Annotated in this window: 18 protein-coding genes; 7 read left to right on the top strand and 11 right to left on the bottom strand. The window is 68.8% G+C overall.

Features of this window, described 5'->3' with window-relative positions:
* Window positions 1–5: 5 nt before the first annotated feature.
* From metX to AC1DB1_RS10695, 3 genes are read right to left on the bottom strand one after another with little or no spacing between them, the layout of a single operon-like run.
* The gene (gene metX / locus AC1DB1_RS10705; RefSeq protein ID WP_477200754.1) at window positions 6–1,211 is read right to left on the bottom strand and encodes a homoserine O-acetyltransferase MetX; all 1,206 of its coding nucleotides are present in this window, start codon (window positions 1,209–1,211) and stop codon (window positions 6–8) included.
* Window positions 1,212–1,251: 40 nt separating this feature from the next.
* Complete coding sequence (locus tag AC1DB1_RS10700) at window positions 1,252–2,049, bottom strand: potassium channel family protein (RefSeq protein ID WP_477200753.1); 798 nt, start codon at window positions 2,047–2,049, stop codon at window positions 1,252–1,254.
* A gap of 1 nt (window position 2,050) precedes the next feature.
* Entirely contained in the window at window positions 2,051–2,830 is a 780-nt protein-coding gene (locus AC1DB1_RS10695) for an SDR family oxidoreductase (RefSeq protein WP_477200752.1), read from the bottom strand.
* Between the two features lie 140 nt (window positions 2,831–2,970).
* Between AC1DB1_RS10695 and AC1DB1_RS10690 the strand changes: the two genes are divergently transcribed.
* A complete protein-coding gene (locus AC1DB1_RS10690) occupies window positions 2,971–4,293 on the top strand; it encodes a bifunctional o-acetylhomoserine/o-acetylserine sulfhydrylase (RefSeq protein ID WP_271177161.1) in 1,323 nt (440 codons plus the stop codon).
* Between the two features lie 149 nt (window positions 4,294–4,442).
* On the opposite strand, the gene AC1DB1_RS10685 is transcribed toward AC1DB1_RS10690, so the two are convergent.
* On the bottom strand, window positions 4,443–5,237 hold the full coding sequence (locus tag AC1DB1_RS10685) for an aminoglycoside adenylyltransferase domain-containing protein (protein WP_271177160.1): 795 nt from the start codon (window positions 5,235–5,237) through the stop codon (window positions 4,443–4,445).
* Window positions 5,237–6,796: an MFS transporter gene (locus AC1DB1_RS10680; RefSeq protein ID WP_271177159.1), complete on the bottom strand. Its 1,560-nt coding sequence runs from the start codon at window positions 6,794–6,796 to the stop codon at window positions 5,237–5,239. The genes AC1DB1_RS10685 and AC1DB1_RS10680 overlap by 1 nt, the downstream gene beginning before the upstream one ends.
* A 42-nt stretch (window positions 6,797–6,838) precedes the next feature.
* Here AC1DB1_RS10680 and AC1DB1_RS10675 point away from each other — a divergent pair, with 42 nt between their 5' ends.
* The 4 genes from AC1DB1_RS10675 to AC1DB1_RS10660 all read left to right on the top strand — a co-directional run bounded on the left by AC1DB1_RS10675 (window position 6,839) and on the right by AC1DB1_RS10660 (window position 9,329).
* Window positions 6,839–7,357: a phosphoribosyltransferase gene (locus tag AC1DB1_RS10675; RefSeq protein ID WP_271177158.1), complete on the top strand. Its 519-nt coding sequence runs from the start codon at window positions 6,839–6,841 to the stop codon at window positions 7,355–7,357.
* A gap of 19 nt (window positions 7,358–7,376) precedes the next feature.
* Window positions 7,377–8,069 (top strand): uracil-DNA glycosylase, encoded by a 693-nt coding sequence (locus AC1DB1_RS10670; RefSeq protein WP_477200751.1) that lies wholly within the window; start codon window positions 7,377–7,379, stop codon window positions 8,067–8,069.
* A 56-nt stretch (window positions 8,070–8,125) separates the two neighbouring features.
* Window positions 8,126–8,704 carry a GNAT family N-acetyltransferase gene (locus tag AC1DB1_RS10665; RefSeq protein ID WP_271177156.1) on the top strand — a complete coding sequence of 193 codons (579 nt, stop codon included), beginning with the start codon at window positions 8,126–8,128 and terminating at the stop codon, window positions 8,702–8,704.
* Window positions 8,705–8,780: 76 nt separating this feature from the next.
* Window positions 8,781–9,329 (top strand): DUF2781 domain-containing protein, encoded by a 549-nt coding sequence (locus AC1DB1_RS10660; protein WP_477200750.1) that lies wholly within the window; start codon window positions 8,781–8,783, stop codon window positions 9,327–9,329.
* Window positions 9,330–9,519: 190 nt separating this feature from the next.
* Here the strand turns inward: AC1DB1_RS10660 and AC1DB1_RS10655 are convergent, their stop codons facing one another.
* Complete coding sequence (locus AC1DB1_RS10655) at window positions 9,520–9,852, bottom strand: DMT family transporter (protein WP_271177154.1); 333 nt, start codon at window positions 9,850–9,852, stop codon at window positions 9,520–9,522.
* Window positions 9,853–9,920: 68 nt separating this feature from the next.
* On the opposite strand from AC1DB1_RS10655, the gene AC1DB1_RS10650 reads away from it, so the two are divergent.
* Entirely contained in the window at window positions 9,921–10,379 is a 459-nt protein-coding gene (locus AC1DB1_RS10650; RefSeq protein WP_477200749.1) for a VOC family protein, read from the top strand.
* 197 nt (window positions 10,380–10,576) lie between these two features.
* Here AC1DB1_RS10650 and AC1DB1_RS10645 read toward each other — a convergent pair whose 3' ends face one another.
* The 4 genes from AC1DB1_RS10645 to AC1DB1_RS10630 form a co-directional block, all read right to left on the bottom strand.
* A complete protein-coding gene (locus AC1DB1_RS10645) occupies window positions 10,577–11,353 on the bottom strand; it encodes a hypothetical protein (protein WP_477200748.1) in 777 nt (258 codons plus the stop codon).
* Entirely contained in the window at window positions 11,350–12,267 is a 918-nt protein-coding gene (locus AC1DB1_RS10640) for an ABC transporter ATP-binding protein (RefSeq protein WP_477200747.1), read from the bottom strand. Before AC1DB1_RS10640 ends, AC1DB1_RS10645 begins: the two co-directional genes overlap by 4 nt.
* Window positions 12,264–12,626, bottom strand: coding sequence for a GntR family transcriptional regulator (locus AC1DB1_RS10635; protein ID WP_477200746.1), 363 nt, complete (start codon window positions 12,624–12,626; stop codon window positions 12,264–12,266). The genes AC1DB1_RS10640 and AC1DB1_RS10635 overlap by 4 nt, the downstream gene beginning before the upstream one ends.
* A gap of 337 nt (window positions 12,627–12,963) precedes the next feature.
* Window positions 12,964–13,665, bottom strand: coding sequence for a hypothetical protein (locus AC1DB1_RS10630; protein ID WP_271177683.1), 702 nt, complete (start codon window positions 13,663–13,665; stop codon window positions 12,964–12,966).
* Window positions 13,666–13,796: 131 nt separating this feature from the next.
* On the opposite strand from AC1DB1_RS10630, the gene AC1DB1_RS10625 reads away from it, so the two are divergent.
* Window positions 13,797–15,224 carry an amidase gene (locus AC1DB1_RS10625; RefSeq protein WP_477200745.1) on the top strand — a complete coding sequence of 476 codons (1,428 nt, stop codon included), beginning with the start codon at window positions 13,797–13,799 and terminating at the stop codon, window positions 15,222–15,224.
* On the opposite strand, the gene AC1DB1_RS10620 is transcribed toward AC1DB1_RS10625, so the two are convergent.
* The gene (locus tag AC1DB1_RS10620) at window positions 15,206–15,535 is read right to left on the bottom strand and encodes an MmcQ/YjbR family DNA-binding protein (protein WP_477200744.1); all 330 of its coding nucleotides are present in this window, start codon (window positions 15,533–15,535) and stop codon (window positions 15,206–15,208) included. The genes AC1DB1_RS10625 and AC1DB1_RS10620 overlap by 19 nt on opposite strands.
* Window positions 15,536–15,558: the final 23 nt, after the last annotated feature.

Here is a 15,558-nt window from a genome sequence, read left to right as displayed (position 1 = left end):
TCTGCTCAGGCTGCGAACAGACGGCGGAGCTGTTCGCTGACTGCATCGTCTTCGATCAGGAAGCCGTCGTGTCCGAAATCCGACTCTATTACGACGGGAACCGAACCGTCGACGGTGTCGGGCAGGTGTCGCGCGATCTCTTGCTGACCTTCGACGGGGAAGAGGCGGTCGCTGTCGATGCCGACCACCAGTGTTCGTGCCGTCACGCGCGACAGCGCCTTCGCGACACCGCCACGGCCGCGGCCCACGTCGTGCGAGTTCATCGCCTGCACCAGCGTGAGGTAGCTGTTGGCGTCGAAGCGCCTGGTGAACTTGTTGCCGTGGAAGTCGAGGTACGACTCCACCGCGAAGCGGCCACCGGCGCCGAGGGGGCTGATCCCGCTCTGCCAGGTGCGCTCGAACCGCTCATTGAGCTCCGAGGGGCTGCGGTAGTTGAGCAGGGCCATGCGCCGCGCGAGGGCGAGACCCTGATGCGGGCCCTCGCCGTCGGCGGCGTCGTAGTAGAGGCCACCGCGGAACAGCGGGTCGGTGCGAACCGCCTCGATCTGCACGGAGTTGAGCGCGATCTGGTCGGCCGTCGAGAACGGGGGAGCGGCGATGACGGCGAGGCGCTCGACCCGCTCCGGATACTCGACCGCCCACTCCAGCGCCTGCATGCCGCCCATCGAGCCGCCGATGACGCCCGCCCACCGCTCGATGCCGATGGCGTCGGCGAAGGCGGCCTGCGCGTTCACCTGGTCCCGGATGCTCGTGAACGGGAAGCGCGCTCCCCACTCGGTGCCGTCGGGTGCGATCGATGCCGGTCCGGTCGTGCCCTGGCAGGCGCCGAGCATGTTCGGGGCGACCACGAAGTACTTCTCGGTGTCGATCGCTTTGCCGGGCCCGATGACGCCCTGCCACCAGCCGGGGGTTGGATGCCCGGGGCCGGCCGTACCGACCGCGTGGCTGTCGCCCGTCAGGGCGTGGAGTACGAGCACGGCGTTGTCGCGCCCGGCGGAGAGTTCGCCCCAGGTCTCGTAGGCGATGCGCACGTAGGGGAGCGCTTCGCCGCTCTCGAAGGTGAACGAGCCGATGCCGGCGAACTGCCGCGCACCGACCGGGTCGCTCTCCTTCCACGCGCCGCTGGCCGGCGGCTTGCCGAGGAGCGACCGTGCTTGCGCCTCCGTGATGAAACTCGACGGGGCCGTATCGGCGGATGTCTGCCACTCCATAGGGCAATTCTGTCCGAGTACGGGAGTGCGCGTGACTGTGTTACGCCGTCGGCTGCTGCGGCGGGCCGCCGGTGAGGTCGTCCCTCGTGGTCCCCGCCGTCCGGGTGGACGTGCTCGTCTCCGAATCGTCGGAGAAGTGCAGTTCCGGGGTGTGTCCGAACTGCCGCCCGTGGGCCTGGTCGTCCTGGTGGTTCTGCCGCAGGTGGGCGGTGCGATCATTCAACGCGGTCACGATCGTCGCGCTCGCGGTTCCGACGATCCCGATACCGCCGATCATCAGCAGCACGGCCAGGATGCGCCCGGTCACGGTGACCGGGACGTAGTCGCCGTAGCCGACGGTCGCCATCGTCACGATCGCCCACCAGACGGAGTCTCCGAAGCTCGTGATCGACGCACCGGGTGCGTCGCGTTCGACTGAGTAGACGGCGAGCGAGATCACGTAGATGAACATGATCACGAAGGACGACGCGATGATCACCACTCGTCTCCGCAGGTGCTTGCCCGTGTTGCCGCGCAGCAGCGGCACCTTGGCGAGCTCCTTCAGAAGCCGGAACGGCCGCGCGAGCGGGAGCAGCACCGAGGCGAGATCGATCGGATTACGCCGCACGAACTCCCATTTGCGAGGGCTGAGAACCAGTCGCACCACGAAGTCCCCGACGAAGAGCACCCAGACGAGCACGAGCACGGCCGCGAACGTGACCGTGAGCCAGCGGGGCTTGTGCTGCTCGAGGATGCCCCACGAGTAGGCGATCAGGAAGAGCACGCTCGCGGCGATGAGCGGCCACGCGGTCGCGTCTTCCCAGCGCTCGCGCGCCCGCACATTCCCGTGGCCGGCCATGTCAGTCGGTCCGCACCTGGAGGTCGCCCTTGTGGAACCGGTACGGTGCGGCCTGTGCGACCGGTTTGATGACGATCAGGTCGAGGTCGACGTGCCGGGGTCTCTCCAGCGCGTCGACGATGGTCGCCGCCACGTCGTCGGCCGTGAGCGGCTCGGGCACGTCCTCGTAGACGGCGTCTCGCCTGGCCTGGTCGCCGCCGAACCGCACCAGCGAGAACTCCTCGGTGGCCACCATGCCGGGAGCGACCTCGATGACGCGGATGGGCTCGCCGTTGAGCTCCAGCCGCAGCACCTCGGTGAGGGCGTGCTCGGCGAACTTCGCCGCGTTGTACCCGCCGCCCCCGACGTAGGCGGTGTGCCCCGCGATGGAGGTGACGTTCAGGATGTCGGCGTGGCCGGTTTCCGCCGCGCCGGCTCGCAGCAGTGGGAGAAGTGCGGTGATCACGCGCTTGGTGGCGATGACGTTGATCTCGTACATCCACACCCAGTCGTCGATCGTGGACTTCTCGACCGAGTCGAGCCCGTGAGCGCCGCCGGCGTTGTTGACCAGAGCGTGGATGGGGCCGGAGGACGCGAGGTGCGCACTGAGGGCATCCACGTCGTCCTGCTTCGTGAGATCGGCGACGAAGGTCTCGGCGCCGGTCTCGGCGGCGAGTGCGTCGAGTCGGTCGGCGCGGCGCGCGACGCCGACGACGTCCCACCCGCGGGTGCGGAACAGCCGCACGGCCGCCGCCCCGATCCCCGAACTCGCACCCGTCACGACCACACGTCTCGTACCCATGGCGTCTATTCTGGCCCGACCGCGCATCCGGTGGGGTTACGCCGTGTTTCGCGCGCGTTGCCCGCCCGGAGGCGCGAGCCTACTCTGCTGGTGAGGCGGTGGCATGCCGCACGCCCCAACCAACCCGAAGGAGTGACGCCATGACCGATGCCGCCGACTGGCAGTTCGAGACCAAGCAGATCCACACCGGTGCTGCACCCGACCCCGTGACCAACGCCCGGGCGACGCCGATCTACCAGACCACGTCGTACGTGTTCAACAACGCCGAGCACGCCAAGAACCTGTTCGCGCTCGCCGAGTTCGGCAACATCTACACGCGCATCCAGAACCCGACCCAGGCGGTCGTCGAGGAGCGCGTCGCCGCGCTCGAAGGGGGCACCGGCGCCCTCCTCGTCGCCTCCGGCCAGGCCGCTGAGACGTTCGCCGTGCTCAACATCGCGCAGGCCGGCGACCACATCGTCTCGTCGAGCTCGATCTACGGCGGAACGTACAACCTCTTCAAGTACACGCTGGCCAAGCTCGGCATCGAGACGACCTTCGTCGAGAACCAGGACGACGCCGACGAGTGGCGCCGTGCCGTGCGCCCGAACACCAAGCTGTTCTTCGCCGAGACCATCGGAAACCCGAAGATCAACATCCTCGACATCGAGCTCGTCGCCGAGGTCGCGCACGAGGCCGGCGTGCCGCTGATCGTCGACAACACGATCGCCACGCCGTACCTCATCCGCCCGTTCGAGTTCGGTGCCGACATCGTCGTGCACTCCGCCACCAAGTTCCTCGGCGGCCACGGAACGGTCATCGGCGGCGTCGTCGTCGACGGCGGAAAGTTCGAGTGGTCGAAGAACGTCGAGAAGTTCCCCGGCCTCACCGAGCCCGACCCGTCGTACCACGGCGCCAGCTACACGGCCGCGGTCGGCGACGGACTCGCCTACATCATCAAGGCCCGCGTGCAGCTGCTGCGCGACCTCGGCTCGGCGATCGCCCCGGCCAGCGCTTGGCAGCTCATCCAGGGGATCGAGACGCTGTCGCTCCGCGTGGAGCGTCATGTGCAGAACGCCCAGGAGATCGCGGAGTTCCTCGAGAGCCACCCGGATGTCGCGTCGGTCAACTACTCCGGACTGCCCACCAGCCCGTGGTACGCGGCGGCCAACAAGTACGCCCCGAAGGGCGTCGGCGCCGTGCTCTCGTTCGAGCTCAAGGGCGGCGTCGACGCCGGCGCCGCGCTCGTCGACAGCCTCGCGCTGTTCAGCCACCTCGCCAACATCGGTGACGTGCGCAGCCTGGTGATCCACCCGGCGTCGACCACCCACTCGCAGCTCACCCCCGAGCAGCAGCTGACCGCGGGCGTCACGCCGGGTCTGGTGCGTCTCTCGGTCGGACTCGAGAACATCGACGACCTCAAGGCCGACCTGCAGGCCGGCCTCGCGGCCGCGCGCTCGGTCGTGGAGGCCGCGCGCGTCTGACGCTCGTCGCAGAAGGGCCCCGTCGGCGATGCCGGCGGGGCCCTTCTCGCGTCGAGTGCCCGAGTGCCCGAGTGCCCGAGTGCCGGTGGTGCGTTTCTGCACCACACGCCCGCCGAGTCGTGCGCAAGCGCACGATCGGCGGCGACCGGCTAGGCGCCGGAGGCGACCCGGACGCAGGCGCGCAGCAGCTCGATCGCCTGGCGAGCGTCGCCGACGGTGAACTCCTGGCGCTCGCCGGAGCGATCGAGCACCGCGCGCCGCAGAAGCTCGGCATGCTCGGGCCAGCGTTCGGCGGCGAACGCGGCGGCCTCCGTCTTCGAGAGGATCTCGCCGGTCTCCATCGTCGCCACCAGGCGGGACGGCCCGAGCGCGATCCAGCGGACCGTCTCCGACCGCACCGGGGCGTCAGGAGCGCGATCGGCGAGTTCCGCCTCCGCCTGATCGCCGATCGGCTGCCAGTAGTCGACGAGGTTGTCGCGCGAGAACGAGACCGCGCCCCGCGCGGCATCCGGATGCTTGTCGGCCACGGGCGTCCAGATCACGTCGCCGCCGTCGGCGATCCCCTGCACGCCCTGCTCCAGCTCGCGCCAGGTCACCCAGCTGAGTTGAGCGCCGGCGAGGGAGGAGACCAGCACGCCGTCGATGACCTGCGGCGCGGTCTGCACGGCATCCGGCCCGCGGGCGATCTCGGTCTCGGTCAGATAGACGCCGTCGATGTGCGGTCGGGATGCGGCGTGCAGGCCCGCGAGAAGCTCCAGCTCGGCGGCGGGGTCGCGCGTGACGACGAAGACGACGTCGATGTCGCTCGCGCCGTCGTGCCAGTCGCCGGCGGCCGCCGACCCCGTGACGATGGCGCGGCTGACGAGCCCTGGCGCGATGCGTTTCTGCTCCAGCAGGAATGTCGTCAGCGCCTCCGAGACGGCGGGCGGGAGTTGGGCGTCCATCAGATCACCTGCGATTCTGCAGCGGCGGCGTCGGTGCCGGCATCGGCGTCGCCATCGGTCGTACCCGGGTCATGCGCCTCGGTCGCAGGGTCGGCATCCGCGAACGCGAGCTTGGGTACGAAGAAGAGCAGCACGGCGGCGACGAGCGCGCCGAGACCGCAGATGGTCCAGACGAGCATGTAGCCGAAGAGGCTCGCGGCCGTGGTCGTCACGGTCGCGGCGCCCGCGAGGAGCACGACGCCGAAGACGGCCGACGCGAACGATCCGCCGATCGTCTTGGTCGTGTTGGTGAGGGCGGTCGCGACACCGGTCTGTCCCCGTGGAGCGGCGGCAGCGGCGGCGGCGGGGAGTGCGCCCACCAGCGCGCCGGAGCCGAGGCCCGCGATGGCCATGTTCGTGAAGACCTGCCACGTCTCGAGGTGGAACGGCAGGAACAGCAGGTAGCCGATGGCGACGAGGAACGACGCGACGATCAGGGCTCCGCGCGGGCTGGCCAGGCGCGACAGCAGTGGAAAGAGCAGGGCGCCGACGATCATCGAGATCAGATACGCGCCGATCAGGATGCTGCGCTGACCGGCCGAGAGACCGAGACCGTAGCCGTTGACCGGATCGGTGCCGGCGAACGTGCTGAGCGGCGCCTGCGCGCCGAGCAGGCTGATGCCGATGAGGCCGGCGGTCAGCTGCACCGGCCACATGTTCGGGCGGCGCAGCACGCGCAGGTCGATCGCCGGGTCCTTCTGTTTCAGCTCGTACCGGCCGAACGGGATGAACGTCAGGATGCCGGCAGCGATCAGCACCCACACCCACCAGGTGCCGACGCCGTTGATGCGCAGGAAGGTGAGGCCGGAGGTGATGAGCAGCAGCCCGAGCGTCAGGATGCTGAAGCCGACGCCGTCGAGGCGGCGCACGCCCGGCGCGGGCTGGGACTCCGGAACCCCGAACAGGATGGCGAAGAAGACGAGAGTGACCGCGATGGCCGGAACGATGAGGGTGAGGGTCACGTTCTGTGCGAACGCCTCGAACAGCAGGCCTGCCCCGATCGCGCCGACGATGGCGCCGGCCTCGAGGGCGACGACGAGGAGGCCGGCGGCCTTGCGGGTCTGCGATGCGGCCGTGCCCGTGCGACGCCCGCGGTCGAAGATCAGCGCCACCTCGAGCGGCAGCCAGACGACGTAGAAGCCCTGCAGCGCGAACGCGATCAGGAAGGTCGTGAAGTTCCCGGCGAACGCCAGGGCCCAGGTGGAGAGCGCGGTGAGCACGGTCGCGATCAGCAGGATGCGCTTGTGCCCGAACATGTCGCCGAGCTTCGCGAGCACGGGGACGACCAGAGCGGAGACCAGCAGCTGCGCAGCCTCGAACCAGTTGTAGTCGGCGTCGTGGATGCCGAGATGCTTCACCACATCGGAGATGAGGGGGACGTAGTACCCCTGCAGGATGCCGCTGGTCACCTCGACGAAAGCGAGCCAGCCGATGAGGCCGGCAGTGACTCCGAGAGCCACGGATCCGCGGCGAGAAGTGGGGATGGCGCTGTCGGGTGCGCCCGTCCTCTGTGACGTCATTTGTGGATGCTAACACCGCCGAAGCCCGGGTACGGTAGATGGATGGCCAGCGAACTCGACGACTCCGGATCAGCCGTTCTCAGCGAGACGGAGCGAGAGGTCCTCGGCTGGCTCGAATTCGGCGAGGCGTCCCGTCATCTGGCCGGCGAGGTCGTCGAGTCGGGCTTCGAGCCGGACATCGTGGTCGCCATCGCCCGCGGCGGTCTGCTCCTGGCCGGAGCGATCTCCTACGCCCTGGGCATCAAGTCGTGCGGCTCCCTGAACGTCGAGTTCTACACCGGGGTCGACGAGCGCCTGCCCGAGCCCGTGCTGCTGCCCCCGATGCTCGACGAGGCGGCCCTCAACAGCAAGCGCGTGCTCCTGGTCGACGATGTGTCGGACTCGGGTCGCACCCTGGCCATGGTGGTCGACCTGATCGCGGCATCCGGCGCGGATGTTCGTACGGTATGCCTCTACAGCAAGCCCCGCACGGTGCTGGAGCCCGACTTCGTCTGGCGCAAGACCGACCGCTGGATCACCTTCCCCTGGTCGGCGCTGCCGCCGGTGACCGCGGGCGAGTAGCGGCATCGAGCTGAGCGCCGTGCCGAAGACCCTCGCCGAGCTGGTGGCCGACGGTTCGATGGATGCCGGCTGGGCAGCCGCACTCGAGCCGGTCGCCGACCGCATCGCCGACATGGGCGACTACCTGCGCGCGGAGGTGTCGGCCGGACGTGGCTACCTGCCGGCCGGAGAGAACGTACTCCGGGCGTTCCGTGCTCCGCTCGCCGACGTGCGGGTGCTGATCGTCGGGCAGGATCCGTACCCGACGCCCGGTCATCCGATCGGGTTGTCGTTCGCTGTCGACCGTCACGTGCGGCCGCTGCCGCGCAGCCTGCAGAACGTCTACCGCGAGCTGCGGGACGACCTGCAGCTCACCCCGCCGCAGCACGGCGACCTCAGCGCGTGGTCGCGCAACGGCGTCATGCTGCTCAACAGGGTGCTGACCGTGCGGCCCGGCGAGCCCGCCTCCCACCGCGGCAAGGGCTGGGAGCCGGTGACCGAGCACGCCATCCGCACCCTCGTCGCGCGCGACCGACCGTTCGTCTCGGTGCTCTGGGGGCGGGACGCGGCCACGCTCGAACCGCTGCTCGACGGCAACCCGTCGATCGAGTCGGCGCATCCGAGCCCGTTGTCGGCGTCGCGCGGCTTCTTCGGCTCCCGTCCGTTCTCGCGCGCGAACGCTCTGCTCGTCGAGCGTGGCGAGAAGCCGGTCGACTGGTCGCTCGAGGCCTGAGCCCTAGGCGCTGAGGGTTTACGCGGACGAAACGCTGCGAGCGTAGGCTTGTGGCCGTGCTTGAAGAGGAATACGAGACGCGCCGGCAGCTGCCGCCCCATCTGCGCAAGAAGGAGCCGGCCGAGTCGCCGTTCGAGTACAGCATCCGGGATGCCGAGGCCGGCGATCTTCCGTGGGTGCGCGAGATCTACAACCACTACGTCGCCAACAGCACCGTCACGTTCGATGAAGACAAGATGACGCTGCGCGAGTGGAAGTCGAAGTACGCCTACCTGCAGAAGCTGGGGATGCCGTTCATCGTCGCCGTGTCGCCGAGCGGGCAGATCCTCGGCTACGCGCTCGTCTCCCCGTGGAAGCAGAAGCGCGCGTACCGCTTCACGGTCGAGAACTCGATCTACCTCGGCGCCGCTTCGACCGGCAAGGGTCTCGGGCCGGTGCTGATGCAGGCGCTGATCGACAAGTCGAAGGAGGCCGGGCTCAAGGAGATGATCGCGGTCATCGCCGACAAGGGCGCAGAGGCCTCGATCAAGATGCACGAGAATTTCGGATTCACCGAGATCGGACGCATGGGCCGGGTCGGCTACAAGTTCGACCGCTGGCTCGGCACGGTGCTGATGCAGAAGTCCCTCAAGTAACGATCAGCCTCGGGTCCGCCTGACACGCAGGCGCGCGGTCGTCGCGCGGCCGGTGGTGGCTGACTAGGGTGTCACCGTGACCACAGTGACTCCAGAGAACGGTCAGGTCGCCCCCGCCGCACCCGCGACGCCGGCGAACCTGCCCCTGCGCAAGCGTCCCGTCGACATCTTCTTCATCTGCATCTTCTCGCTGTTCATCGTGACCTGCATCATCAGCGATGCGATCCCGACGCTCGGCATCCCGCAGACCTCGACGACGACCAACCTGTTCGCGCAGTGGAACTACACCTACTCGTCGCAGTACGACCCGCTGTACCAGAACCCGCCCATCTGGCTCCGATTCATCACCGGCACCTCGGCGTTCATCTACCTCCCGTTCTACGTGCTGCTCGTCATCTGCCTGTCGAAGGGTTACAACTGGATCCAGCTCTACGCCGTGATCTACGCGACGATGATCATCAGCCTCACGGGCATCCCGATCTTCGGTGTGGAGTTCTTCGGCGACGCGGCGCAGCGCACGCCGCAGCCGTTCATCTTCCTGCTCTACAACGGGCCATATGTGCTCGTGCCGTTGCTGCTCCTGATCCGGATGCGCAAACCGATGCCCTTCACGCGGAAGTTCTAGCGCGCTTTACCAGTGGCTCGATCGGGGGATGGTGGGTCGAGAATGCCTCCCCCTCGGGGATGCTCTGCGTGCCTGTAGCCGATGGGCCCATGCACCCTTCACGCCCACGTTCGGGGCCGTTCCGGATCAGGGGTCCCGACACGCCGATCGCTGGTGAATACGACGGCGTGGCTGGACCCCTCATTGCGGGCTAGGCGTGCTTCCCGCCGAGCTCGAGGAGCCCGACGCCGACGATCACGAGCACGATGCCCGCGATCTGCACCCAGGTCAGCGACTCCTTGAAGAAGACCCACGAGATCAGCACGATCGCCACCACGCCGACGGCCGACCAGATCGCGTAGGCGATCCCGAGGGGAACACCACGGGTCAGCGACTGCGACAGCGCGACGAACGATGCGATGTACCCGACGACGACGATGACGAACGCCCACCACTTCGGGTTCTCTCCCGAGGTGAACTTGAGGAACGTCGTGGCGACCACCTCCGTGGCGATCGCGATGGCGAGGAAGATGTAGCCGAGCACGGCGGTTGCTCCTGTCAGCCGGCCGGCGCCGGACGCTTGCGACAACCGTACCGATGGAGGAGGACACCGTGGCCGATGCGACACAGGTGAGGCAGTTGAGGATCGTGGTGGAGGCCGACGACTACGACGCGGCGCTCGCCTTCTACCGGGATGTGCTGGGGCTGCCCGAGGCGGAGGCGTACGCCGGCGATGGGGGAGCCCGGGTCGCGATCCTCGATGCCGGCCGCGCCACCCTGGAGATCGCGAACCCCGCGCAGAAGGCGATGATCGACGACGTCGAGGTCGGGCGGCCTGTCGCTCCGCGCATCCGGCTGGCGTTCGAGGTGGGCGATGGACGCACGGTCACCGCGCGGCTCGTCGAGGGAGGCGCCGAACTGATCGCGCCGCCGACCGTGACGCCGTGGAACTCGCTGAACTCCCGGCTGGCGGCTCCCGCGGACCTGCAGCTGACGGTGTTCCAGGAGCTCGGCGGCGACGTAGGGCCGGCTGCCGGCGACGCCGAGCCGGCAGCCGGCGACGCGTCCTGAGCGTTGGCTTTGCGTCGGTGCTGGATGCTGTGGGAGTCCGTTCTGAGCGGCGTTCGCGCGTTCTAGGGTGAGACCGACGTCATCAGCGGCCGGCACCGAGCGAGTTCAGGGTCCGGTCGTGACGAGGCAGATGAACAACCGTGGCCGGGAACCCGAAGGTTCCCGGCCACGTCCATGCCAGCCCGGCTCCGAACCGGTCAGCTCTTGGGTGTCGACCGGCGCAGGATGAAGAACCCGGCGACCGCGGCGATCGCCGTCGGCACGAGCAGCCAGGCGACCACTCCCGTCGGGCCCATCGTCATGAACCAGGATCCGACGGCCGGCCAGTTGCCGGTGAAGGTGATCAGGGCGACGAGGCCGACGAGCAGCAGCACGAGGATCGCCATCGCGATGAGCAGGCCGTTCACCCGCCAGCGCATGAAGATCGTGCCGCTGGTGGAGCCGACGAAGAAGAAGAACAGCATCGACACGAACACGATGAACAGGCGCTCCCAGAAGCCGCCGCCGCCGAAGTACACCGAGGTGAACAGGTGGCCGCCGAGGCCCCAGCCGCCCGTGGCCTCCTCGAGCATCGACAGCACCGAGAACCCGATTGAGTACCCGGCCGCGAGCATCCCGAAGGTGAGCGCCGATCCCAGGTAGAAGTCGCGCCTGGTCACGCTGTAGCCGAGCGCGAACGGGAACGTCATGCTGATCACCTGGATGCCGACGACCAGCATGTAGACGAAGATGTAGAACCCTCCGCCGCTCCACTGCGTGCCCTCGAGGGCGTGCGCGCGGTCCTTCGGCTCGGTGGCGGCGAAGATGATCCACCAGATCAGGTAGTTCACCAGCCAGATGAAGCCCATGATCATGATGGGCACCCAGATGGTCGTGTACTTGTTGACGAGGTTCAGCCTCACCACGCGCCAGATGCGCTGCGCGGAAGCGGGGGTGGTGCGGAGGTTCACGGCCTCCGGCGTGATGGCGGTCATGCGCTCTGCTCGAATTCTGTCGCTCGGACGTTGGTCTTGCGGACGATGAGTTGCTGGAGGGAGACCGGGGAGAGCTCGAGGCCCGCGGAAACGGCCTCCGCCCGGTCGGACGGGGTGAGGGACCCGACGGTGACCGACGCGAGTCCGCCGATGCCGTCGCGGTGCAGCACGTCGCGCCCGGTCACGAACGCCTCCACGGCGCCGCGCTGGCCGACGACCGTGGTGGCCGAGCTGCGCATCTCCTCGGCATCCTGGTCCATCAGGATGCGGCCCTGGTCGATCACGATCACGTGCTCGAGAAGGTTGGCCACTTCGTCGATGAGGTGCGTCGAGAGGATCACCGTGCGCGGATGCTCGGCGTAGTCCTCGAGCAGGCGGTCGTAGAAGATCTGCCTGGCCACCGCATCCAGCCCCAGGTAGGGCTCGTCGAAGAAGGTGAGCGGGGCGCGCGAGGCGAGGCCGACGATGACGCCGACGGCGGAGAGCTGGCCTCGCGACAGCTTCTTGATGCGGCGGTTCAGTGGGAGCCGGAACTCGCCGATCAGCTGCTCGGCGAACTCGGTGTCCCAGTTCTCGAAGAACCACGGCGCGCTGCGGAAGACGTGCTTCGGCATGAAGTCGTCGGGGTAGCGCTGGCTCTCTTTGATGAAGCAGATGTTCTGCAGCACCCTGGCGTTCTCGACCGGCTTCTCGCCGAAGACGCGCACCTCGCCGGAGGTGACGAAATCCTGCCCCGTGAGCAGCTGCATGATGGTGGTCTTGCCCGCGCCGTTGCGGCCGAGCAGTCCGTAGATCTTGTTGGGCTTGACGGTGAAGCTGACGTCGTCGATGGCCGTGAACGAACCGAAGCGCTTGGTGAGCCCTTCGACGCGGACGGCCGGCGCGATCGACGTGGGAGTTGCTGTGCTGGTCATGCGCTGACTCCTTCCGTGGAGATCATCTCGGTGAGTTGCTGGGGATCGATCCCGAGCTTCGCGGCTTCGGCGAGCAGGGGGCGGAGGTATTCGTCGCGGAACGCATCGCGACGCTTGACGATGAGGCGCTCACGGGCGCCGTCGGCGACGAACATGCCGATTCCTCTCTTTTTGTAGAGAATCCCGTCATCCACGAGCAGGTTCACACCCTTGCCTGCGGTGGCGGGGTTGATGCGGTAGAAGGCCGCGAATTCGTTGGTCGACGGCACTTGGGTCTCGGGGAGGTAGACGCCGTCGATGATGTCGTTCTCGATCTGTTCGGCGATCTGCACGAAGATCGGCTTTCCTTCTTCGATCATCCGCACCTCCTCGGGGTTGCTCCAACCTCATGGGTTAGTTGGTGATGTAACTAACCAACCAGCCGGGACCGATTTTGTCAACACTTTTCTTCATCCCCTTCATCCCCTTCATCCCTTCACCCCTTCGGCGTCACCGCCAGGTCCGGCGCCGCGCGAGTCGGGGATCAATCACGCCGCTCGCGCGCTGGGCGTGATTAATCCCCGACTCGATCGGAGGGGGCGCACGGCAGGGCGCGGCGGGGGCGCGGCGAGGCGCGCGGCGAGGAGGGCGGCGGGGCGCGGCGAGGAGGGCGGCCGGTGCGCGGCGGGCGACGCCCGGCGGCAGCGGAGGAACGCCTCAGAGGAGGTTGAGCGTGACGTCGTCGACGTAGAGCAGCAGCGCGATCAGCACAGCGAACGTGCCGGTCGCCGCGAGCAGGGCCGGATGCGCCAGCCCGACGATCAGCCGGTGCGTGCGCGGCGCGTCCGCGAGGAACGCCGTCGGGATGCGTGTCTTGCGCGGCCGGGCCTGCCAGCCGCGCAGCCGCGACAGGTACCAGGCGTACCGGACGATCAGCAGCAGCCAGAGGAACAGGATGACCACGGGGGCGGTCGAGACCAGCAGACCGAGGCCGACGCCGAGAGTGTCGACCTCGTTGTTCTTGCCCTCGGACTGCAGCTGCGTCGCGATGGTCGCGCTGAGCACCACCGACAACGTCCAGGCGACGAAGGCGCCGACGTAGGCGGCGAACCGGCTGAAGAAGTGGCCGAGGACCGATTCCGGCCGGCGCAGGTGGGAGTGCGGCGTCTGGCTGAGCACGATCACGGTCGCCACGAAGGTCGGGAGCACCGCGAGGATCACGATGACGAACCAGTACGCGGCGTGCCAGCTGTAGTGGTCGGCCGGGATGAGCAGCGCGATCCAGAACGCGGCCCAGACCCAGCCGGCGGTCAGAGCGTGCTCCACCAGCCAGGCCGGATGACGCTCCTCGTAGTGAGCGGCCGCCCGGATCACCGATCGCCGGGCGACGACCTGCTCCACGGGTTCCCGCTCCTCCATGGCATCACTGTAGTGCGGGCGATCCGGATGGCGCGGGGCCCCGGCACGCGAGCCCTGGCACGCGCGACCCAGCACGCCCGCGCGCCGCCGCCCCGCCCCGCCCGCGCGCGCGGTGGGGATAGCCTCGATGCATGGCCGACCTTCACGAGCTCACCGCCTTGGCCCTCTGGCAGGAACTTCAGAGCGGAAACGTCTCCCCCCGCGAACTCGCCGCCCATTACCTCGGCCGCATCGAACGGCTGAATCCCGAGCTGGGCGCCTTCGTGACCGTCACGCGGGATGCGGCACTCGAGCGAGCCGACCGCGTCGCCTCCGAGGTGCCCCGGACCGCCCCGCTGTGGGGTCTCCCGTTCGGCGACAAGGATCTCTGGCAGCGCGCCGGGGTTCCGACCGGCTTCGGATCACGTCTGATGGCCGGCTTCGTGCCGGACTCCTCCGACGAGATCGTGCAGACGATGGACGACGCCGGTGCGGTGAGCCTGGGCAAGACCAACGCGCCCGAGTTCGGCCTGCCTGCGTACACCGAATCCCTCGCGGCGCCTCCCGCGCGCAACCCGTGGAACCCCGGGCTCGGCGCCGGCGGCTCCAGTGGAGGAGCGGCCGTGGCGGTCGCGAGCGGCATGCTGCCGTTCGCGCCCGGCTCCGACGGCGGCGGTTCCATCCGCATCCCCGCCGCTGCCTGCGGTCTGGTCGGACTCAAACCGTCGCGCGGACTCGTCCCGGCCGGCAGCGGGATCGACTCGCTGGCCGGGCTGGTCGTCGACGGTCCGCTCGCCCGCACCACGGCCGACGCCGCCCTCCTGCTCGACGGGATGATCGCCAAACGCGACGGCCGCATCGACCACCACTACACGCTGCGTGCGCCTTACGACGATGACGGTCCCTTCCTCGGCACCGCTGTGCGCGGAGAGGGCCGGTTCCAGCTGGGGGTGATGACGACCTCGGCATGGGACGACGCTTACGAGATCACCATCGACCCGGAGGCGCTGGCCGCGCTCGACGCCGCGGTGGACGCGTTCACCGCGATCGGCCACGGGATCGAGCAGACCGCGCTCACGCCGGACCCGACGTACGCGCCCGCCTTCCGCACGATCTGGCAGGCGGGTGCGGCGCGCATCCCCGCCGAGGGGGAGGCCCTCGACCTGCTGGAGCCGCTGACGAAGTGGCTCGTCGGCCGTGGCCGCGCCCTCTCGGCGCGCGAACTGAGCGAGGCGCTCTCGGCCCTCACCGCCTTCGAGCGGTCGCTGATCGCGCAGCTGTCGTCGTTCGACGCCGTGCTGACCCCGGCCATGGCGATGACGCCGCGACCGGTCGGCTGGTACGACCAGGATGACGGGGAGCGCAACTTCGCCCAGCAGGTGCAGTACACGCCGTTCACCTCGATGCTGAACGTCTCCGGACTCCCGGCGATCGTGCTGCCCGTCTCGCAGACCGCGGACGGTCTGCCGATGGGCGTGCAGCTCATCGGGCGTCCTGGCGGTGAGCGCACGTTGCTGTCGCTGGCGGCCCAGCTCGAGCGCCGCGTCCGCTGGCAGCTGCGCTACCCGCCCACCTGGTGACGGAGGGATGCGGGGGCACGCGTGAGCCACGCATCCGTCACGAGTTCGCGCATCAGCTCGGGGTCGATGGTGCCGAAGTCGACGAGCGCGGAGCTGAGCCGGCCGGCGAACCAGCGCTCCGAGCAGTGCTCGGGCCACGCGGCGACGGCCTCTCGGATGCCGAGTTCGCCGAGCATCAGGTGCACGGTCGATCCCTGCAGCATCGTGGCGAAGCGCTTGCCGCGCACGCGGAACGCGGGCAGCCCGCCGTGCTCGTACTCCTCCGTCTCGGGGAGGGCGAGGGCCAGGGCACGCACGGCGTCGGCGTCCATGCGCCCAGGGTAGTCCGCGCCGG

The sequence above is a fragment of the Leifsonia sp. 10N434 genome, assembly GCF_056394405.1.
Note: the sequence above shows the minus strand (reverse complement) of the source record. Positions and strands in the feature narration are given on the sequence as shown.

Bases quoted from the DNA above. Each gene is read 5' to 3' on its own strand.
- AC1DB1_RS10685 (WP_271177160.1), bottom strand. From the start codon at position 5,237: ATGGACGCCCAACTCCCGCCCGCCGTCTCGGAGGCGCTGACGACATTC.
- metX (WP_477200754.1), bottom strand. From the start codon at position 1,211: ATGGAGTGGCAGACATCCGCCGATACGGCCCCGTCGAGTTTCATCACG.
- AC1DB1_RS10640 (WP_477200747.1), bottom strand. From the start codon at position 12,267: ATGACCAGCACAGCAACTCCCACGTCGATCGCGCCGGCCGTCCGCGTC.
- AC1DB1_RS10675 (WP_271177158.1), top strand. From the start codon at position 6,839: ATGGCCAGCGAACTCGACGACTCCGGATCAGCCGTTCTCAGCGAGACG.
- AC1DB1_RS10630 (WP_271177683.1), bottom strand. From the start codon at position 13,665: ATGGAGGAGCGGGAACCCGTGGAGCAGGTCGTCGCCCGGCGATCGGTG.
- AC1DB1_RS10635 (WP_477200746.1), bottom strand. From the start codon at position 12,626: ATGATCGAAGAAGGAAAGCCGATCTTCGTGCAGATCGCCGAACAGATC.
- AC1DB1_RS10680 (WP_271177159.1), bottom strand. From the start codon at position 6,796: ATGACGTCACAGAGGACGGGCGCACCCGACAGCGCCATCCCCACTTCT.
- AC1DB1_RS10695 (WP_477200752.1), bottom strand. From the start codon at position 2,830: ATGGGTACGAGACGTGTGGTCGTGACGGGTGCGAGTTCGGGGATCGGG.
- AC1DB1_RS10690 (WP_271177161.1), top strand. From the start codon at position 2,971: ATGACCGATGCCGCCGACTGGCAGTTCGAGACCAAGCAGATCCACACC.
- AC1DB1_RS10700 (WP_477200753.1), bottom strand. From the start codon at position 2,049: ATGGCCGGCCACGGGAATGTGCGGGCGCGCGAGCGCTGGGAAGACGCG.
- AC1DB1_RS10645 (WP_477200748.1), bottom strand. From the start codon at position 11,353: ATGACCGCCATCACGCCGGAGGCCGTGAACCTCCGCACCACCCCCGCT.
- AC1DB1_RS10625 (WP_477200745.1), top strand. From the start codon at position 13,797: ATGGCCGACCTTCACGAGCTCACCGCCTTGGCCCTCTGGCAGGAACTT.
- AC1DB1_RS10620 (WP_477200744.1), bottom strand. From the start codon at position 15,535: ATGGACGCCGACGCCGTGCGTGCCCTGGCCCTCGCCCTCCCCGAGACG.